This window comes from Rheinheimera baltica DSM 14885 (genome assembly GCF_000425345.1).
Taxonomy (GTDB): domain Bacteria; phylum Pseudomonadota; class Gammaproteobacteria; order Enterobacterales; family Alteromonadaceae; genus Alishewanella; species Alishewanella baltica.
On record NZ_AUDG01000049.1, the window covers coordinates 15,999 to 32,073 of the forward strand.

Annotated in this window: 15 protein-coding genes and 1 pseudogene; 11 read left to right on the forward strand and 5 right to left on the reverse strand. The window is 46.0% G+C overall.

Going from position 1 to position 16,075, the window contains the following annotated elements; all coding sequences use genetic code 11:
- Positions 1 to 44: 44 nt before the first annotated feature.
- On the reverse strand, positions 45 to 1,958 hold the full coding sequence (locus H595_RS0114880; RefSeq protein ID WP_027671925.1) for a transglycosylase SLT domain-containing protein: 1,914 nt from the start codon (positions 1,956 to 1,958) through the stop codon (positions 45 to 47).
- A 190-nt stretch (positions 1,959 to 2,148) separates the two neighbouring features.
- On the opposite strand from H595_RS0114880, the gene fadB reads away from it, so the two are divergent.
- From fadB to tusA, 3 genes are all read left to right on the forward strand, one after another.
- The gene (gene fadB / locus H595_RS0114885) at positions 2,149 to 4,302 is read left to right on the forward strand and encodes a fatty acid oxidation complex subunit alpha FadB (protein WP_027671926.1); all 2,154 of its coding nucleotides are present in this window, start codon (positions 2,149 to 2,151) and stop codon (positions 4,300 to 4,302) included.
- 13 nt (positions 4,303 to 4,315) lie between these two features.
- Positions 4,316 to 5,482, forward strand: a complete 1,167-nt coding sequence (gene fadA, locus H595_RS0114890; RefSeq protein ID WP_477996674.1) for an acetyl-CoA C-acyltransferase FadA — start codon at positions 4,316 to 4,318, stop codon at positions 5,480 to 5,482.
- Positions 5,483 to 5,917: 435 nt separating this feature from the next.
- Complete coding sequence (gene tusA, locus H595_RS0114900; RefSeq protein ID WP_027671929.1) at positions 5,918 to 6,166, forward strand: sulfurtransferase TusA; 249 nt, start codon at positions 5,918 to 5,920, stop codon at positions 6,164 to 6,166.
- Positions 6,167 to 6,175: 9 nt separating this feature from the next.
- Here the strand turns inward: tusA and H595_RS24625 are convergent, their stop codons facing one another.
- The gene (locus H595_RS24625; RefSeq protein WP_276202268.1) at positions 6,176 to 6,334 is read right to left on the reverse strand and encodes an excalibur calcium-binding domain-containing protein; all 159 of its coding nucleotides are present in this window, start codon (positions 6,332 to 6,334) and stop codon (positions 6,176 to 6,178) included.
- A 334-nt stretch (positions 6,335 to 6,668) separates the two neighbouring features.
- Between H595_RS24625 and H595_RS0114910 the strand changes: the two genes are divergently transcribed.
- The 4 genes from H595_RS0114910 to H595_RS0114930 all read left to right on the forward strand — a co-directional run bounded on the left by H595_RS0114910 (position 6,669) and on the right by H595_RS0114930 (position 9,712).
- Entirely contained in the window at positions 6,669 to 6,932 is a 264-nt protein-coding gene (locus tag H595_RS0114910) for a type II toxin -antitoxin system TacA 1-like antitoxin (protein ID WP_027671930.1), read from the forward strand.
- A 280-nt stretch (positions 6,933 to 7,212) separates the two neighbouring features.
- On the forward strand, positions 7,213 to 7,938 hold the full coding sequence (locus tag H595_RS0114920) for a hypothetical protein (RefSeq protein ID WP_027671932.1): 726 nt from the start codon (positions 7,213 to 7,215) through the stop codon (positions 7,936 to 7,938).
- The gene (locus H595_RS0114925) at positions 7,938 to 8,945 is read left to right on the forward strand and encodes a sensor histidine kinase (RefSeq protein ID WP_027671933.1); all 1,008 of its coding nucleotides are present in this window, start codon (positions 7,938 to 7,940) and stop codon (positions 8,943 to 8,945) included. The genes H595_RS0114920 and H595_RS0114925 overlap by 1 nt, the downstream gene beginning before the upstream one ends.
- Positions 8,946 to 8,971: 26 nt before the next feature.
- A complete protein-coding gene (locus H595_RS0114930; RefSeq protein ID WP_027671934.1) occupies positions 8,972 to 9,712 on the forward strand; it encodes a LytR/AlgR family response regulator transcription factor in 741 nt (246 codons plus the stop codon).
- 56 nt (positions 9,713 to 9,768) lie between these two features.
- Here the strand turns inward: H595_RS0114930 and H595_RS0114935 are convergent, their stop codons facing one another.
- Together H595_RS0114935 and H595_RS0114940 are read right to left on the reverse strand one after the other, a co-directional pair.
- The gene (locus H595_RS0114935; RefSeq protein WP_051219930.1) at positions 9,769 to 10,164 is read right to left on the reverse strand and encodes a hypothetical protein; all 396 of its coding nucleotides are present in this window, start codon (positions 10,162 to 10,164) and stop codon (positions 9,769 to 9,771) included.
- Between the two features lie 118 nt (positions 10,165 to 10,282).
- A complete protein-coding gene (locus H595_RS0114940) occupies positions 10,283 to 10,474 on the reverse strand; it encodes a hypothetical protein (RefSeq protein ID WP_156885994.1) in 192 nt (63 codons plus the stop codon).
- 301 nt (positions 10,475 to 10,775) lie between these two features.
- On the opposite strand from H595_RS0114940, the gene H595_RS0114945 reads away from it, so the two are divergent.
- The 4 genes from H595_RS0114945 (at position 10,776) to H595_RS0114960 (ending at position 15,692) form a co-directional block, all read left to right on the forward strand.
- Complete coding sequence (locus H595_RS0114945) at positions 10,776 to 11,270, forward strand: GAF domain-containing protein (RefSeq protein WP_027671937.1); 495 nt, start codon at positions 10,776 to 10,778, stop codon at positions 11,268 to 11,270.
- Between the two features lie 91 nt (positions 11,271 to 11,361).
- Positions 11,362 to 12,156: a response regulator gene (locus H595_RS0114950; protein WP_027671938.1), complete on the forward strand. Its 795-nt coding sequence runs from the start codon at positions 11,362 to 11,364 to the stop codon at positions 12,154 to 12,156.
- A gap of 156 nt (positions 12,157 to 12,312) precedes the next feature.
- Positions 12,313 to 13,359, forward strand: a complete 1,047-nt coding sequence (locus H595_RS22525; protein ID WP_051219931.1) for a GGDEF domain-containing protein — start codon at positions 12,313 to 12,315, stop codon at positions 13,357 to 13,359.
- Between the two features lie 203 nt (positions 13,360 to 13,562).
- Entirely contained in the window at positions 13,563 to 15,692 is a 2,130-nt protein-coding gene (locus H595_RS0114960; RefSeq protein ID WP_027671939.1) for a carboxypeptidase-like regulatory domain-containing protein, read from the forward strand.
- 58 nt (positions 15,693 to 15,750) lie between these two features.
- On the opposite strand, the pseudogene H595_RS0114965 reads toward H595_RS0114960, so the two are convergent.
- Positions 15,751 to 16,075, reverse strand: a pseudogene (locus H595_RS0114965) (IS4 family transposase); the annotation flags it as partial.

Sequence of the window (16,075 nt, forward strand, 5' to 3'; positions counted from 1 at the left end):
AGCGTCTGACCTGTTGGCTGAAAAATATGCGGGGCATCATAACATTATTCCACTATGACCCCAATCTGCATCGTTGTAAGGGGTTTGAATACGTCTATCGGCGAATTTAGCCGAATATTATAAATTTGGTAATAAGCCATAACGGCCTTGACGTATTCCCGTGTCTCCCGGTATGGAATAGTCTCTATCCATACATCTGCAGGCAAGGCGAAGTCTCTTGGCACCCATTGTTTCACTCGACTAAAGCCTGCGTTGTAGGCCGCAGTGGCCATGAGTAAATTGCCATCGTTACGCTTCATCAGGTAGTTTAAATAGTCGGTGCCATAGTCAATATTAATACCAGGCTCATACAGCTGCGTCAGTTGAATCGGCTTTTTCGCTACTTGCCTTGCTGTTGCGGGCATTAACTGCATTAGCCCTCTCGCCCCCACTGGCGAGTTGGCATCGGCCATAAAAGAACTCTCACGCCTTGCAATCGCCATCGCCCAACCGGAATCAATTTCCGCCCGCGCCGACGATTTTGCAATTTCATCCTGGTAGGCTAATGGGAAACGTAATTCAATATCATCCCAATACCCCACATCCGCCAGCGAGAAGATAGCCCGCTCATACCATTGCAGTTGATAAGCTAGTTTCGCCGACACCAGCTTTTGCTGCTCAGTGGAGCTGTCTTGTAGATGATTCCACTCACGACGCGCCTCAAGTAAACGTCCCAGCGCTAGCCATTCCTGCGCCCGTTGCACAGCAGGGTGTAATTTAAGATCGGTAAGCTCTTGTTCACTCACATTAACCGGACTATGCGCCAAACTTGGCGGCAACCCTAATCGGGCTGCGGCCATAAAGCCATAGAAATGCCGCTGTAATGCCAGTCGCTGAAAAACAGGCTGTGCGCTTTCGCTATTACCTTGCTCTTCGTAAGCGCGCGCCAACCAATATTGCCAACTATTGTCTTTCGCTAAGTCAGCAGGAAAACGTAGAATAATCGCTTGAACTTTTGGCCAATCTAACTCAGCCAGGGCATGGCTCACCTGCCAATGAGCCAAAGCGCTATCAATTAACTCTGCCGGCAAATCATTAAACCATTCACCGGCTCTGGTATCGCCCTTACTAGCCAAAGCAATAGCAAATTGGCGCTGCACATCTAACCGTTGCGCACTGGAAAAGTAAGGGTCATTACTAAATCGTTGCCACACCTTCAGCGCCTTATCCGGGTCTCGCCAGATTAAGCGCTTCATACCATAGGCTGCAATATCGCGCTCTTGCAGCTTTTTCAATGGGAAGAATGTCGAGCCAGCAATAGATGCCGGACTGCGGCGCGTCTTTAAATACAAATCTGCTAAATATTGCTGGTCGGTGGGCAATAATTTTTTTAAATACGGAATAAGGCTGGTATCGCCCTCTTCAGCAGTTAATGCCAAACGTTGCCATACCCGCTCGGGTGTTTGCTGCCCCGCACTGCGCCATGCGCTAAATAGCGGGTCACATTCTTTTGGTTGAGATTTGCCACTAACCCACAATGTCGCTACTTCTGGCCATATTTGGCTAGGCACAGCATCTTTTTTTGCCAGTGCAAACCTCAGTGCGTAGCAGTGCAAAGCCGCGTCTGATGTAGGCTTAAAATTGGCTAAATAGCGCTCAGATTGTTGACGTTTGGCCAAGTCATACAGCCACGCTTTGCGCAATGGCCAGTCCATTGGCGTACCTTGATATCGCTTGAGAAAATCTGCAATCTGCTCATCAGCCGTTAAAAAATGTTGTAGCCTTTTTTGTTCTAAGTACGGCTGCAATACATAGCCATCGAATTTTTTTAACAGCTTTTGCGCCTGCGCATACTTTAAACTGCCAATTTGACTTTCTGCATGTAAAAACTCATTACGTAACGCTGCCTCAGAAGACACTGACGCCACCGACAAGGGCGCCAAAAGCAGGTTCGTCAGCATAAAAACAATACGTTTCACGACGATAACCCCGACAAAAATTCTAAACTAAAAGAAATAACACCTATAGTTACTGCTGATCACCTCGGTTAGATTCAAACGCCCGTTTAAATAACGGTTGAATTTTTTTCTAAACCGCGACACACTGACAAAGAAACCTCATCGTACCAGTTGCGAACAACCCTAACATACGCGACCAAGGAGCACCGTTATGATTTACCAGAGTGACAACATCAGTGTTGCCTACCTGAAACCTGGTATTGCCCGTTTTGCTTTTAATGCTAAGGGCTCAGTTAATAAGTTTGATCAGCAAACACTGTCTGATTGTAAGACAGCTTTAGAGCAACTGCACGCTGACAAAGCCTTGCAAGGCGTTATTTTTTGTAGTGAAAAAGACGCTTTTATTGTTGGCGCTGACATTACCGAATTTTTAACCACGTTTTTACGCCCTGAAGGCGAACTGATCCCTTGGATTAAACAGGCATCAGATATTTTTGATTTGGCGGAAGACTTGCCAGTACCAACTATCGTTGCTGTCAAAGGCTTCGCATTGGGTGGCGGGTGTGAGTGGTCACTAACTGGTGATTATCGCGTTGCCGATACTACTACCCGTATTGGCTTGCCAGAAGTAAAACTAGGCTTAATGCCAGGCTTTGGTGGCACCGTGCGCTTACCGCGTATTATCGGCGCAGACAATGCAATGGAGTGGATCACTACCGGTAAAGACCACAGTGCTGACCAAGCACAGAAAGTAGGTTTAATTGATGCTGTAGTCGCGCCTGAGAAGTTAGAAGCCGCTGCACTTAGCATGCTTGAAGATGCAATTGCCGGAAAGCTTGACTGGCGTAAAAAACGTGCAGTTAAACTACAGCCACTTAAATTAAACAAAACCGAAGCCATCATGAGTTTCTCTACCGCTAAAGGTATGGTATTCGCGAACGCAGGTAAACATTACCCAGCCCCTATGGTTGCCGTAACCACCATTGAAGCCGCTGCTGGTTTAGACCGTGCTGGCGCCATGGCACTGGAAAATGCGGGTTTTGCTAAACTGGCGAAAACCGATGCTGCCACTGCCCAAATTGGCCTGTTCTTAAATGACCAGCTGATAAAAGGCAAAGCAAAAAAAGCCGCCAAAACGGCCACTAAAGCAGTGAAAAAAGCGGCGGTATTAGGCGCAGGTATTATGGGTGGCGGTATCGCCTATCAGTCGGCGTTAAAAGGCGTTCCAGTGGTGATGAAAGACATAGCCGACAAAGCTCTTGAATTGGGTATGGGCGAAGCCACTAAACTGTTGGGCAAGCAGGTTGAGCGTAAAAAACTTGACGCTATCGGTATGGCAAAAGTCATTGCCTCTATTACACCAACCCTCAGCAACGAACCGGTAAAATCGGCAGACATCGTGGTTGAAGCCGTTGTTGAAAACCCGAAAATTAAAGGCGCAGTGTTAAAAGAAGTAGAAGGCTTAATTGCAGAGGACGCTATTTTAACCTCTAATACCTCTACCATTTCTATTGATTCACTGGCAGCGAACTTAAGCCGTCCACAAAACTTCTGCGGTATGCACTTTTTCAACCCAGTACACCGCATGCCATTAGTAGAGGTTATTCGTGGTAAAGATACCAGTGAAGAAACCGTTGCAGCTGTAGTTGCCTACGCCGCAAAAATGGGCAAATCGCCTATCGTGGTGAATGACTGTCCTGGTTTCTTTGTTAACCGCGTACTGTTCCCCTACTTTGCCGGTTTTAGCAAACTGGTATTAGACGGTGCCGATTTCGCCCAAGTTGATAAAGTGATGGAAAAACAGTTCGGCTGGCCTATGGGCCCGGCGTATCTGCTAGACGTTGTTGGTTTAGATACCGCTTATCACTGTACCGACGTTATGGCCGATGGCTTCCCAACACGGATGGCAAAACTGGATAACGACCCGGTAGCAGCCATGTTTAAAGCTGACCGCTACGGCCAGAAAAACGGCCTTGGTTTTTATGCTTACAGTAAAGATGCCAAAGGTAAGCCGAAAAAAGATATCGACCCTGCGTCAGTTAGCCTGTTAGCAGGCATAGCCAGCGACAAGCAAGAGTTTAGTGCCGATGACATTATTGCCCGCGTTATGGTACCCATGATTAACGAAACCATTCGTTGCTTAGAAGAAGGTATTGTTGCCAGCGCTGCTGAAGCCGATATGGGCTTAATTTACGGTTTAGGTTTCCCTCCGTTTAGAGGCGGCCCACTGCGCTATGCTGACACTATCGGTTTAACCAACTTTGTCGCTCTGGCCGATAAATACGCCCATTTAGGCGAAATTTATCAGGTAACAGATAAAACCCGCGCTATGGCCGAAGCTGGCCAGCGTTTCTTCCCGGTTTAAGCGCAGGAGCAGAATGATGAAAAACGCAGTTATTGTAGATTGTATTCGTACCCCAATGGGGCGCTCAAAGAATGGCATGTATCGCAATGTGCGTGCCGAGCAGTTATCCGCTCATATTATGGCATCCTTAGTCGCACGGAACCCGGCACTTAACCCGGCCGATATCGACGACATTATTTGGGGCTGTGTGCAGCAAACGCTGGAACAAGGCTTTAACATTGCGCGTAATGCCTCGCTGTTAGCGGGTATTCCGCACTCGGTACCGGCTGTTACCGTAAACCGGCTTTGTGGTTCATCCATGCAAGCTTTGCATGACGCCGTGCGCGCTATTCAAACCGGTATGGGCGAGGTGTATTTAATCGGTGGTGTAGAGCACATGGGCCACGTGCCAATGAACCACGGCGTTGATTTCCACCCGGGCTTATCTACGTCGATTGCCAAAGCAGCCGGCATGATGGGCCTAACCGCAGAGTTACTCGGCAAAATGCACGGCATCAGCCGCCAGCAGCAAGATGAATTTGGCGCCCGCTCACATCGTTTGGCCCAAGAAGCCAGTGTTGAAGGTCGTTTTAAAAACGAAATCATCCCTACTGAAGGCCACGACTCCGATGGCGTACTGAAGCTGATGGATTACGACGAAGTTATTCGCCCGGAAACCACAGTTGAAACCTTAGGCGCTTTACGTCCGGTATTCGACCCGGCTAACGGCACAGTTACAGCGGGTACCTCTTCAGCGTTATCAGACGGTGCTTCTGGTATGTTAGTCATGAGCGAAGACAAAGCGAAAGCACTTGGCTTACCTATTCGTGCTTATGTGCGTGGTATGGGTGTGGCAGGTTGTGACCCATCTATTATGGGTTACGGCCCGGTACCGGCGTCGAAAAAAGCGCTTAAAATGGCCGGTATTACCGTTAACGATCTGGACTATGCAGAGCTTAACGAAGCCTTTGCAGCACAGGCATTACCGGTTATGAAAGACTTAGGCTTGTTAGAAGTAGCCGATCAAAAAGTAAACCTGAATGGCGGCGCCATTGCCCTTGGCCACCCACTGGGTTGCTCCGGTTCACGTATCGCCACTACGTTAATTAACGTAATGGAAGATAAAGGCGGTAAGTTTGGCCTGGCCACCATGTGTATCGGTCTAGGCCAGGGTATTGCGACTGTTTTCGAACGCCCCTAGTTTGAGCGGGCATTCACTGGCAGCAACAAACACAATCGCATAGAATAAGGGCCGTTTTTACGGCCCTTATTTATTGGCTGAAACGATGCGACAAACTGCAGCCCTGAAGCTTGCAACCCCGATCCCGCAACCACAGAGTGTCTGAGGATTTGCGCCAGCAAAGCCGAGTTGCTGTGGTGAGGACAGCGGGTGTTACAAGCTTCGCTAAGCTGCTGATGATAACCCTGCACCGGCTAAGACACTGCCATGCTCGCCACAGCGGGTTTACGGGCATCCAGCCCTGCAACTGTGCGACGCGGCTACGCCGGGCGCTGCTGCTCCGGCAGCTTCGCCTGTCGCATTCGCTGCGCTCGTTATCTGTGTCTGTGCTGTCAGTGTTTTACCCTAAATGCCTGCTTCGTGGCAGCTGTAACGTACAATTTTACCGGAGTACAAATGGAAGATATTTTTAGCAACGCAGATCACACCCTGGATGCCTTAGGCCTGCGCTGTCCCGAGCCGGTAATGATGGTGCGGCTGCAAATGCGTAAAATGCAGGTGGGTGAAACCTTACTGATTATCGCCGACGACCCCGCCACCACCCGCGATATCCCGGCATTCTGCCGCTTTATGGATCACGAGTTAGTGGACAGTGATACCGCTGAATTGCCGTATAGGTATGTGGTTAAAAAGGTTAGCGGTTAGCGCGGTATCTTAGACGCGATTAAACTGCCTTTCACACGGTACACCGTCCCCATCACCATCCATTTTCGTGTCTGGGCAATTTCTTAGAAAGAATACTGCTTCCTCATAAGAGTTCATTTCACTACAGTGTTGCCGGCCGTCACAGCGGAACTGTGATGCATTGGCCACAGCACGAGCTTTATTAATTGGTACGGTGTAATCAGGCAATACTTTTTATAGCAACAGGTTCTGCTACTAGCGCAGTGTTTTGTTTTTGGTAGTAATTCCAGGCACCGAAGGCAACCAGCGCGATAAGTAACAGCTTTTTCAATACACTCTTCCCTGTTATGTAATCCTTTACCACTCTGAGGTGGCTGCAAGGTTCTAACTTAGTAGATAAAACAGGTAACGACAATAGTTTTATTCACGCTTAGGTTGCCTATCATACACAAATGTACATTTGCACATTAGTGCATCACGTTTATACTTGTTGCTGTCTAAGCAATAAGCACCGGAGCGCACAGTGAGCCGACTATCCATTGAAGTGACACCTGAGCAGCATCAGCTTTTAAAAGCGATGGCGGCATTGCAGGGCAAAAGCATTAAAGATTTTATTCTGGACAAGGTGCTACCACAGCAAGCGGAAGAGCAACCGCAAAACTACTCTGTGAAGCAGTTGGAAACTCTACTGCAACAGCGGCTAACCAGCGCCTATAACGGCAACTATTCTGAGCAAAGTGTTACCGATATATTTGATCAGGCTATAACTGAGCATGATAAGCGCTAGAAAACGTTATCGTTTAACTACTGAGGCCGTTCAAGACCTGCGGTATATCGCCTGTATTACAATTAAGCCCTTAAATGTAACTAGCTATGTTGGAAATAGCGCAATTACACCTGTTGTTACAATTGTTTGTTTGGCCTTAATTGAAAATATTGTAGGCCCAGAGGCTTATTTTAATTTATCCCCCCTTTACTGGCCGTTTTCTGCTGTTTAACCGTTTACGCTGTTGGCGGCAACAGCGTTGCGCCACACTCGCTGCATCAACTCATACCAAGGAAATATCATGCAGCAAGCCAGGAATTTTTTTACGCAAACCCATTTAAACCTGATTCTGATCGGTGCCATTGCCGCACTTACAGTAAAAACCCAACTGCTACCCAGCGACAGCAGCACGGTGCGCGAACTTAATGTGCAACGTATAAATGTGATGGAGCCCAGCGGTCATCCGCGTATGGTTATCGCCAATACCGCGCATGCCCCTAAAGCCATTAAAGAAGGCAAAGTGTTTTTTGATCCGGGTCCACGCCCGGGCATGATTTTTTACAATGACGAGGGCTCAGAAAATGGCGGCTTTGTATTCCGTGGTTTTGCGAAAAACGGCAAAGTTGAACATGGCCTGCATTTGTCCTTTGACCGCTACAATCAGGATCAAAGCCTGGCGCTACAACATATCGAGCAGGATGGCATGCTGATCACCGGCCTAAATGTGATAGACCGGCCACAGTACCCGATTAATGAATATATGCAGTTGATGCTTGCGGCCGAAGCCGGTGACAGTGCCGCAACGACCAAAATTAAAGAACTTGAGCAGCTGCATCCAGATATTCATGGCAACCGGCGGGCTTTTTATGGCACATTAAACAAAAAAGCGATGCTGCAACTAAATGATCCACAAGGTAATAAGCGAATTGAAATGGCTGTGGGTACCGATGGTAAACCGCAACTGGTGTTTTACGCCGAAGATGGCAGTGAATTAATGCGCTTACCTGAAGCGGTGCAGGTGAAATAATGAATCAGCTCAAAACCTTTTTGCTGTTACTGCTGTTTTCTTATTGCTTGATGCTATACCTGGCACTGTTACAAACCGCGCCAGGGCAAACCCTGCAATTTCACGCCGATGCGCCGCTGTGGCTTACGTTGCAGGCCGCTATTGCGCTGTGGTTAAGTCGTAAACTGGATGCCTGGCTTTGGGCGAAACGCCAGCCTGATACACTGCTACAGCGTTATAGCCAAAGTTTTAGTTTGAGTTTACTTATTTTTGTTAGCCTGATGACCGGGGTACAGCTTTTAATCGATGCAGCGACCGGCCAACCCTTGCTGGTTCAGCACTATCTGCGGGTTGGCCTGATGTACCTGCTCGTTCACAGCTTAATAGCCGGAGCAGACTTACTGTGGCAGGCTTTAAAACGTCAACAACAGCAACAGGTGGAACTGCTGCAGGCACAACAACATAGCCAGCAATACAAGCTGCAACTGTTGCAGCAACAACTAGACCCTCACTTTTTATTCAACAACTTGAATGTGTTATCTGTGCTTATTCATAAAAGCCCAGAGTCGGCCGAGCAGTTTCTCGAGTATTTTGCCGAAATTTACCGCTATCAGTTGCAGCAAGGCAGCAAAACCTTGGTACCGTTAACTGACGAGCTGGCGTTTGCAAAACATTATATGGCGTTGCTGGAGCAGCGCTTCCCGGCCAGTTTCCAGCTGCGCATCAATATTGACCCACAGCAACAAGCCAGCTTTTATCTGGTGCCCTGCTGTCTGCAGCTATTATTGGAAAATGCAGTAAAGCATAACGATGCCTCAAGCGAGCAGCCATTAACCATTGAGATAGCACTTCAGCAACAACAATTGATGGTGCGCCACTTACTGCGGCCTAAAGCGTTTGCTCAGCCCGGAACCGGTATTGGTTTACGTAATTTAGCCGAGCGCTGCCAGGCAGTGCATGGCAAAGCTATTGAAGTCGTACAAAATGACAGCTTTACCGTGCTGGTGCCGCTGCAACACAGCATCTAACACCTAAGTACAGGCAAGGATTATCGATGAAAGTACTGATTATCGAAGATGAACCCTTAGCGGCAGAAAAGTTGGCAGCTTACCTGTTGCGGCATCAGCCCGACGTGCACATAATTGCTCAGCTGAGCTCTGTCGCCCAGGTTGTCGACTTTTTCAGCAACAACACACAAGCGGCCTCATTAGAACTGATCTTTTCTGATGTAGAGCTGACAGACGGCCAGGTTTTTACCGCACTAGAACAATTGGATTTACCTTGCCCGGTACTTTTTACCACCGCCTACGACCAGTACTGGATGCAGGTGTTTCAGTATCAGGCGGTAGATTATCTGCTTAAGCCATTCTCCTACCCACGCTTTGCCGAAGCCATGTTAAATTTTGCCCAGCTCAAACATAAGCTGCAACAAGCCAGCCCGGTGGCTGAGACCCGCTATAAAAAGCGATTTTTATTACGTAAAGGGCAAAGCTTGTCAATATTGCCGGTAGCCGATATTGGCCTTATTCGCGCAGCCAATGGCGTGCTGTTGGCGACAGATAAACACAACACCGTTCATATCCTGACAGAAAGTCACTTAGGCGAGATAGAAGGTCAGCTCGACCCCAGCGAATTCTTCCGGCTCAACCGCAGTGATATCGTGCATATCAGCACGATTTTGCAGGTTGAGCCTTACAACAAAGAGTCTGTCGCTGTGATACTCAGCGGTGAAAAGGCGCCCATTATTACCAGCAAAACCCGCACTGCCGCATTTCGAAAGTGGTTAAATCAGTAACTCATTCAGTTCACATCTAATCATGATTAGGTCGGGGTATTGAGACAGTTTGAAGATCAAACACTGTTATGCGAACAGCTTAGCTTAAACCAGCGTTTGAAGTTGGGTTTGCGCCGCACGCCAGCCGGTTCATTGAACAGTGGTAGACAAAACTCTGCTGCAGCCAATAGCGTTAGCTGCCAGTTAAAACCGCCAATAAAACTAAATTGCACTTCACGTGCAGAGGGTTCAACAGTTAGGTGGAAGTTACCCGTAGAATACGCCGTACCAATATTGACACTGTCCAACAGCTTAAATTGAGGGTTCAGTAGGTAAATAGTCAGCGTATCTTCAAAGGGAATATCATCGGTGACAAATAGCAAATAACCATGCTCGCAGTGAAATGCCGCTTCAAGCACTGCACCTTCTATCAACTTAGCGGTAGTGGTACCTCCAAGCCAAATTTCAGCCACCGTAGCTGCTCCTGGTGACTCTGTTATTAGCGGTTGTAAGGAAATAGCAGCAGCTAACAATGTTGCATACCGTAATCAAAATCAGGTTTTAGCTTAAAGGCCATGATTTATCCCTCGCTTAATCGAATTGAGCCAGATCTTCGTCTGTTAATTTATATGCATCCGGGCCAACTGTTATACCGGGTTCAGCTTGCGGAACATAGCCGAAGACAACATGTTCAAATAAGCTATTTATCAAGGAATTAGAGTGGCGGATAGACCACTGTTGATATTCCGACATACCAGAATCGAGCGCTGCGTTATTAGCCATACAACTAACCTCATTTGTTACCACAAAAAACACATTTTTCGACGTACAAACTTAAGTTGCTTTAGTATTTATTTACTTCACAGTTAGAAGTTTAAACCAAAAAAGCAAAAAAGCAAAAACATTAAATTTACATTATAGGGCGTTAAATTTACCAATTACCCCCTCAATATTTTTAGTGTGATACCAAAGCAAATCAAACTCATTTTATGCCCATGCAAGCATGATCAAGTCCACTTGCATTCCTTTGACAAAAGCGGCATTTTAGTGAAAACCAGAACATTAAATCAGAGAGTAAAACTTTATGCATAACCGTTTTACTGAGCAGCTGGCACAGTTACACTCTACGTTAGATAAGCCTGACCTAAGTAAACCAGATATTATTCAAGCTGCACTGCAATGTTGTTTGGATACGCTGCAAATCCAGCGTGCTGGATTATGGTTATTTGCAGACGATGATTTAATGAGCTGTCAAATGTTGCTTGATAAAACCAATGGTATTACGCAAGAACCGCTGATGATCGACCGCTGGAGCTTTCCAAGCTACTTTGCAGCGTTAGATTCTAAAAAAGTTATACTTGCGGTCGATGCGTTTAATGATCCGGTGACAGCAGAACTGTGTGAACACTTTTTACGGCCGCTAAATATCCGATCGTTAATGGATGTGCCCATCAAACAGCAAGATAAGGTGATTGGTATTATTTGCTGTGAACAAACTAATGTTGTTAAACACTGGACCTTAGAAGAAGTTGATTTTGTTATTGCGCTTTGCAGTCGCTACAGTGAGTACCTTTGCTAAGCGTTAAAGGCCTTAACTGTACCTAATCACCCTATGCCACAAAATTAATATTTGTGGCAATATTCGCCTTTTATCCTTTTGCGGAGCCGTTATGCAGCTATCCCCTGCCGATTTACATATATTGCTGGTAGAACCATCTGAAGTGCAGCGCAAAATTATTCGCAAAAAACTGGCTGAAGAAAATGTCAGTCAAATAGCTGAAGCAGATAGCCTTGCAGCTGCCGCTATACTTATCGCCCAGCATAAACCCGATGCTATTGCCTGTGCGTTACATTTTGCAGATGGCACGGCAGAGCAGTTGCTAAAGCAACTTAAAAACGACAGTAACACTGCCGACATTCCCTTTATGCTGGTATCGAGCGAAAGTCGAAAGTCGCAACTCGAAACTTTTAAGCAATCCGGCGCTATTGCTATTCTACCCAAACCCTTTGACGCTATGCAGTTAGGTAAAGCACTAAATACCGCAATAGACCTGCTTAGTCCGGCCGAACTTGAATTAACCCTGTTTGATGTCCATGACGTGCGTGTGCTGGTTGTTGACGACAGCAAGCTCGCAAGAAACCATATTCGTAGGGTTTTAACCAATCTGGGTATGCAACATATTGTTGAAGCGGAAGATGGTAAACAAGCCATAGCTCGACTGCAGCAGCAAATGTTTGACTTGGTTGTTACCGACTACAACATGCCAGAAGTGAATGGCCGGGAGCTCACTGAATTTATACGTGAACACAGTACTTTATCGCATATCCCTGTGCTTATGGTAACCAGCGAGGCCAATGATACGCATTTAGCCAATATTGCACAAAGTGGCGTCAACGCAATGTGTGATAAGCCATTTGAACCTGATGCAGTAAAACAGTTGCTGTACCGATTACTAGAGCAATAGTAATGAAATCAACAGATTGATCAAAATATATTCAACTTGCTTACTCAGCTTAAGGCACACCCTACCGTTGTTGTTGTTTTAGAGGTAGGTGAATTGGTTTTTTTTTGTGCTAATATCGCCTAAAACAATAACAACTGGGTGTCGCGCTTGAAATCAATGCCTTATAAAGCAGCCAAGAAACAGGCTCAGCATATTGATGATCGCCGAAGGCATTATATCCTTGCATTTGTAAGCTATATCACCAGCGCAGTAATGTTTATTTACGGCATTAAGAATTTGGGCGCGGAACAAGTATTGCTGCCTATTATTCTGTTTACTACTGCCGCTTTATTTCTGCTGAATGTTTTTGTATTCCATGTCAGTCATAATCTGGAACGAGCCTGTATTATCGAAGCAATGCTTGTCGGTAGTTTTGTGCTTAGCTTGGTTTATCAGGGTGGCTTTAATAATACGGCCTTATACTGGGTATTTCCGTTTCCTGCTATTTTATTTGGCCTACTAGGTGTTCGTAACGCATTACTTTGCAATGCCTTATTACTCATAACTCTTTGTATTATGCTGTTTTTTCCAGATCTTATTCAGGCGCACTATAAAGAGGCTGAATCTAGCCGGTTTATTGCATCATTAGTTATTGTCATTATTGTTTGCTGGATTAACGATCACTATCGTGAGCGCAGTCATAGAGCCATGGATTTACTGCAACAAAGCAAGGAGTTGCAAGCTAACACAGACTCACTTACGCAACTGGCTAACCGCCGCTTTATCGACTCTGCATTACTGCTTAATATCCAACAGCAGCCAGCAGAGTTTTTACCGCTTGCATTTATCATGTGTGACATTGACCATTTTAAAAAACTGAATGATCGGTTTGGACATGATGGCGGAGATGATGTGCTCAAAGCCGTCGCTCAATTATTCCGTCGTAATTTACGCCAACAAGATTTCGCCTGTAGGGTTGGCGGCGAAGAGTTTTTACTTATACTACCGCATATTACTCATCAAGACGCGCTAAGTGTTGCGGAGAAAATACGCACCCAACTTTATCAGCAGTCTATGGTACAACAAGATAAAAGCTATAAGGTCAGCGCCAGTTTTGGTGTCGCTATTTGTGACAATGCTGAACAGTTTCATGCCGGAGTGAAATTAGCCGACACCATGCTATACAAAGCCAAAAACAACGGGCGTAATCAAGTCTGCGGTTAGCATGCTACGGCTCGCAACAGAATATTTAACTAGCGTTTGTGTTGCTTGAAGGCTCATTAATGTTACTGCCATAAACCTTAAGTCACTTCACTTAATATTTTGCCAATTAATTTGTTATTTTTATTTGACAACAAAAGGCATAAATCGTTAAAACGCTCCGTTGCAATAACGTATTGCAGTTATGTCGGCATATGGAGATTTTAATGACAAGTGTTAAACACCTTCTGATTTGTAGTAGCGTATTTCTTGCGCTTAGTGGTTGTGGCAGTTCTGATGATACGCCCCCAGTTGAATCGCCATCTTACGCGTTAAGTGGTACAGTAAGTGGGTTAAATGGCACCGTTATAGTCGGTGTTAATGATACCCGTATTTCAATAAGCCAAAACGGCAGCATAAGCTTAGGTAACAATTTTAAAAGTGGTAATCAAGTTAGCTTATCCATTAAGCAACAGCCAACCAATCAAAATTGTGCTATTACCAGTGCTACTACTTTATCCTTTTCTAATACCAACATTGAAAACGTAACCGTTGCATGTGAAAACTTGCCTACTTTTAATATTAGTGGCACAGCAACAGGTTTATTAAGGCCGGTCACGTTACAATATCAGGTTAATGGTTCAGCTGAAGCGAGCCTAAACATTGATGAGCAAGGTGCATTTGTATTAACCGAAAGTTTTGCTGCCGGCACCGCAATCACCTTTAGTGTCGCTGACAGCATTGGCCACAGCTGCAGTGTTACACCCACCGAGGTCACAGTTGATACTGCTATTAGCAACCTGGTGCTTAACTGCTCAACCTTCGGAGCCCTGTCAGGCCGGGTGACATCTTACGGTACAGGGTTACCTATTAGTAATGCGGATGTATCGGCTTTTGTTATAAGCGCAAACAACATTTCTAGTTTATTACAGCAAACAACCACGGACCAAACCGGGCGGTTTACTATTGGTGCAGTTGGTTATCAGCAACGTATTGTTGTTCAGGCCGCAAGTACAGGCTTTGCCAGTCGTTCAGATGTTGCCAGAACCAGTGAGAATAATGCAGAAACTACAATGAGCATAGCGTTGTTAGCAGCAGATGTTGTCACAACTTTTGATGCCTCAGCTGCGGCTGTTATCTCTGACACAAACAGCGCCATGCAGGTTTCGCTACCTGCTTCAGCCTTTGTCACCAGCGAAGGCCTGCCAGCAACTGGCAGTATCACTGCTGCACTAACAAATGTCGACGCCTCTTCGGATCCGGCTATTATGCCAGGCTACTATCTTGCGACTAATCCTCAAACAGGTAACGTGCAAGCTATAGAGTCTTTTGGTGCAATCAATGCCCAATTTACTGATGCAAGCGGAAAAGCCCTTCAATTAGCACAAGGTGTTGATGCCACTATCCGTATTCCAGTAGCAGAGCGCGCTGACACACCCCCTGCAACCATTCCCCTGATGCATTTTAATCAGCAAACGGGCATTTGGGATGTAGAAGGTGAAGCGACCTTACAAATTGATGAGATGAGCCGGCCTTACTACTTAGGTAGCGTTAGCCATTTCTCTACTTGGAATGCCGATGTATTGTTTGAATCAGTGCGTATTATTGGTTGTGTTTTTGAAAGCGATTCATCCGAACGCCTGGCCAATGTTAGAATTGTTGCTGATGGTACAGATTACATCGGGCGTTCAGTTACTTATTCCAACAGTGAAGGTGAGTTTGATATTGCTGTGCGGCCTAACAGCCAGGTGCTGTTATCTGTTCGTGATGCTGATGGTCAGAGCAACACACGTATTATTGATGTTGGTACAACAGATTATGACTTGGAGAATTGCTTAGCTGTAAGTACCGGCGCTATGACAGTAACACTTACCTGGGGTGAAAACCCTAACGACTTAGACACGCATTTCTTAGGCCCACGAACAGCCAATAGTGTTGATGACCGTTTTAGAATTTACTTTAGCAAAAAACAAGAAATGGTTAACGATATCACTATGTATCTTGACCGTGACGATGTCAGTAGCTTTGGTCCAGAAGTTTTAACGGTACCGCAGTTTCCAGTAGCTGGGCGCTATCGTTATGCTGTTCATCATTATGCCGGCAGTGGCACAGTGTTTCAGTCGCCAACTCGAGTAGAAGCACGTGTTCAGGGAGAGACCTTTATTTTTAGTCCTACAATGGATGAAGATACCAATAGTGAACTTGATAGCTGGGTGGTTTTCGACGTTGTCGTTACTTCAGAACGCGTTATAAATGTAGTTCCGGTTAATACCTATATGCGCAGAGGTAGTGAAGATATTGCTGATGTTGCTAACGGTACAACCTCGTTTAGTAAAGAGCTTAAGTCGATACAGTAATCCTGTATAACGTTCGCTTAATTTTCAACGAAAAAGCCAGCATTAAGCTTAATGCCGTTCACTTAAGGTGAGCGGCATTTTTACTTTTAGCCACCGGGTAGCGATTTTTCGATACCTTTAGCGTCCTTGGATAACTGCGTTCTCGCTTTCCTTCAAGCTTGAATTGACTGGCATTTTTTTCTATTTCCAAGATGAATCCGGGCACATTACCCGGCGCATAAATTGGCATCAGAGTGAGCTTGTGGATGATGTGCGATGAGGCATCTCTAAAGCTCAGTTGGTTTGGGAATACACTTTTAAGGGACTTGGCCATCAATACCATTTTGTATCGAATTAAATTGTAAGCGAGCAACACCCCCCATAGCTCCTGCCGGATAAGCTCT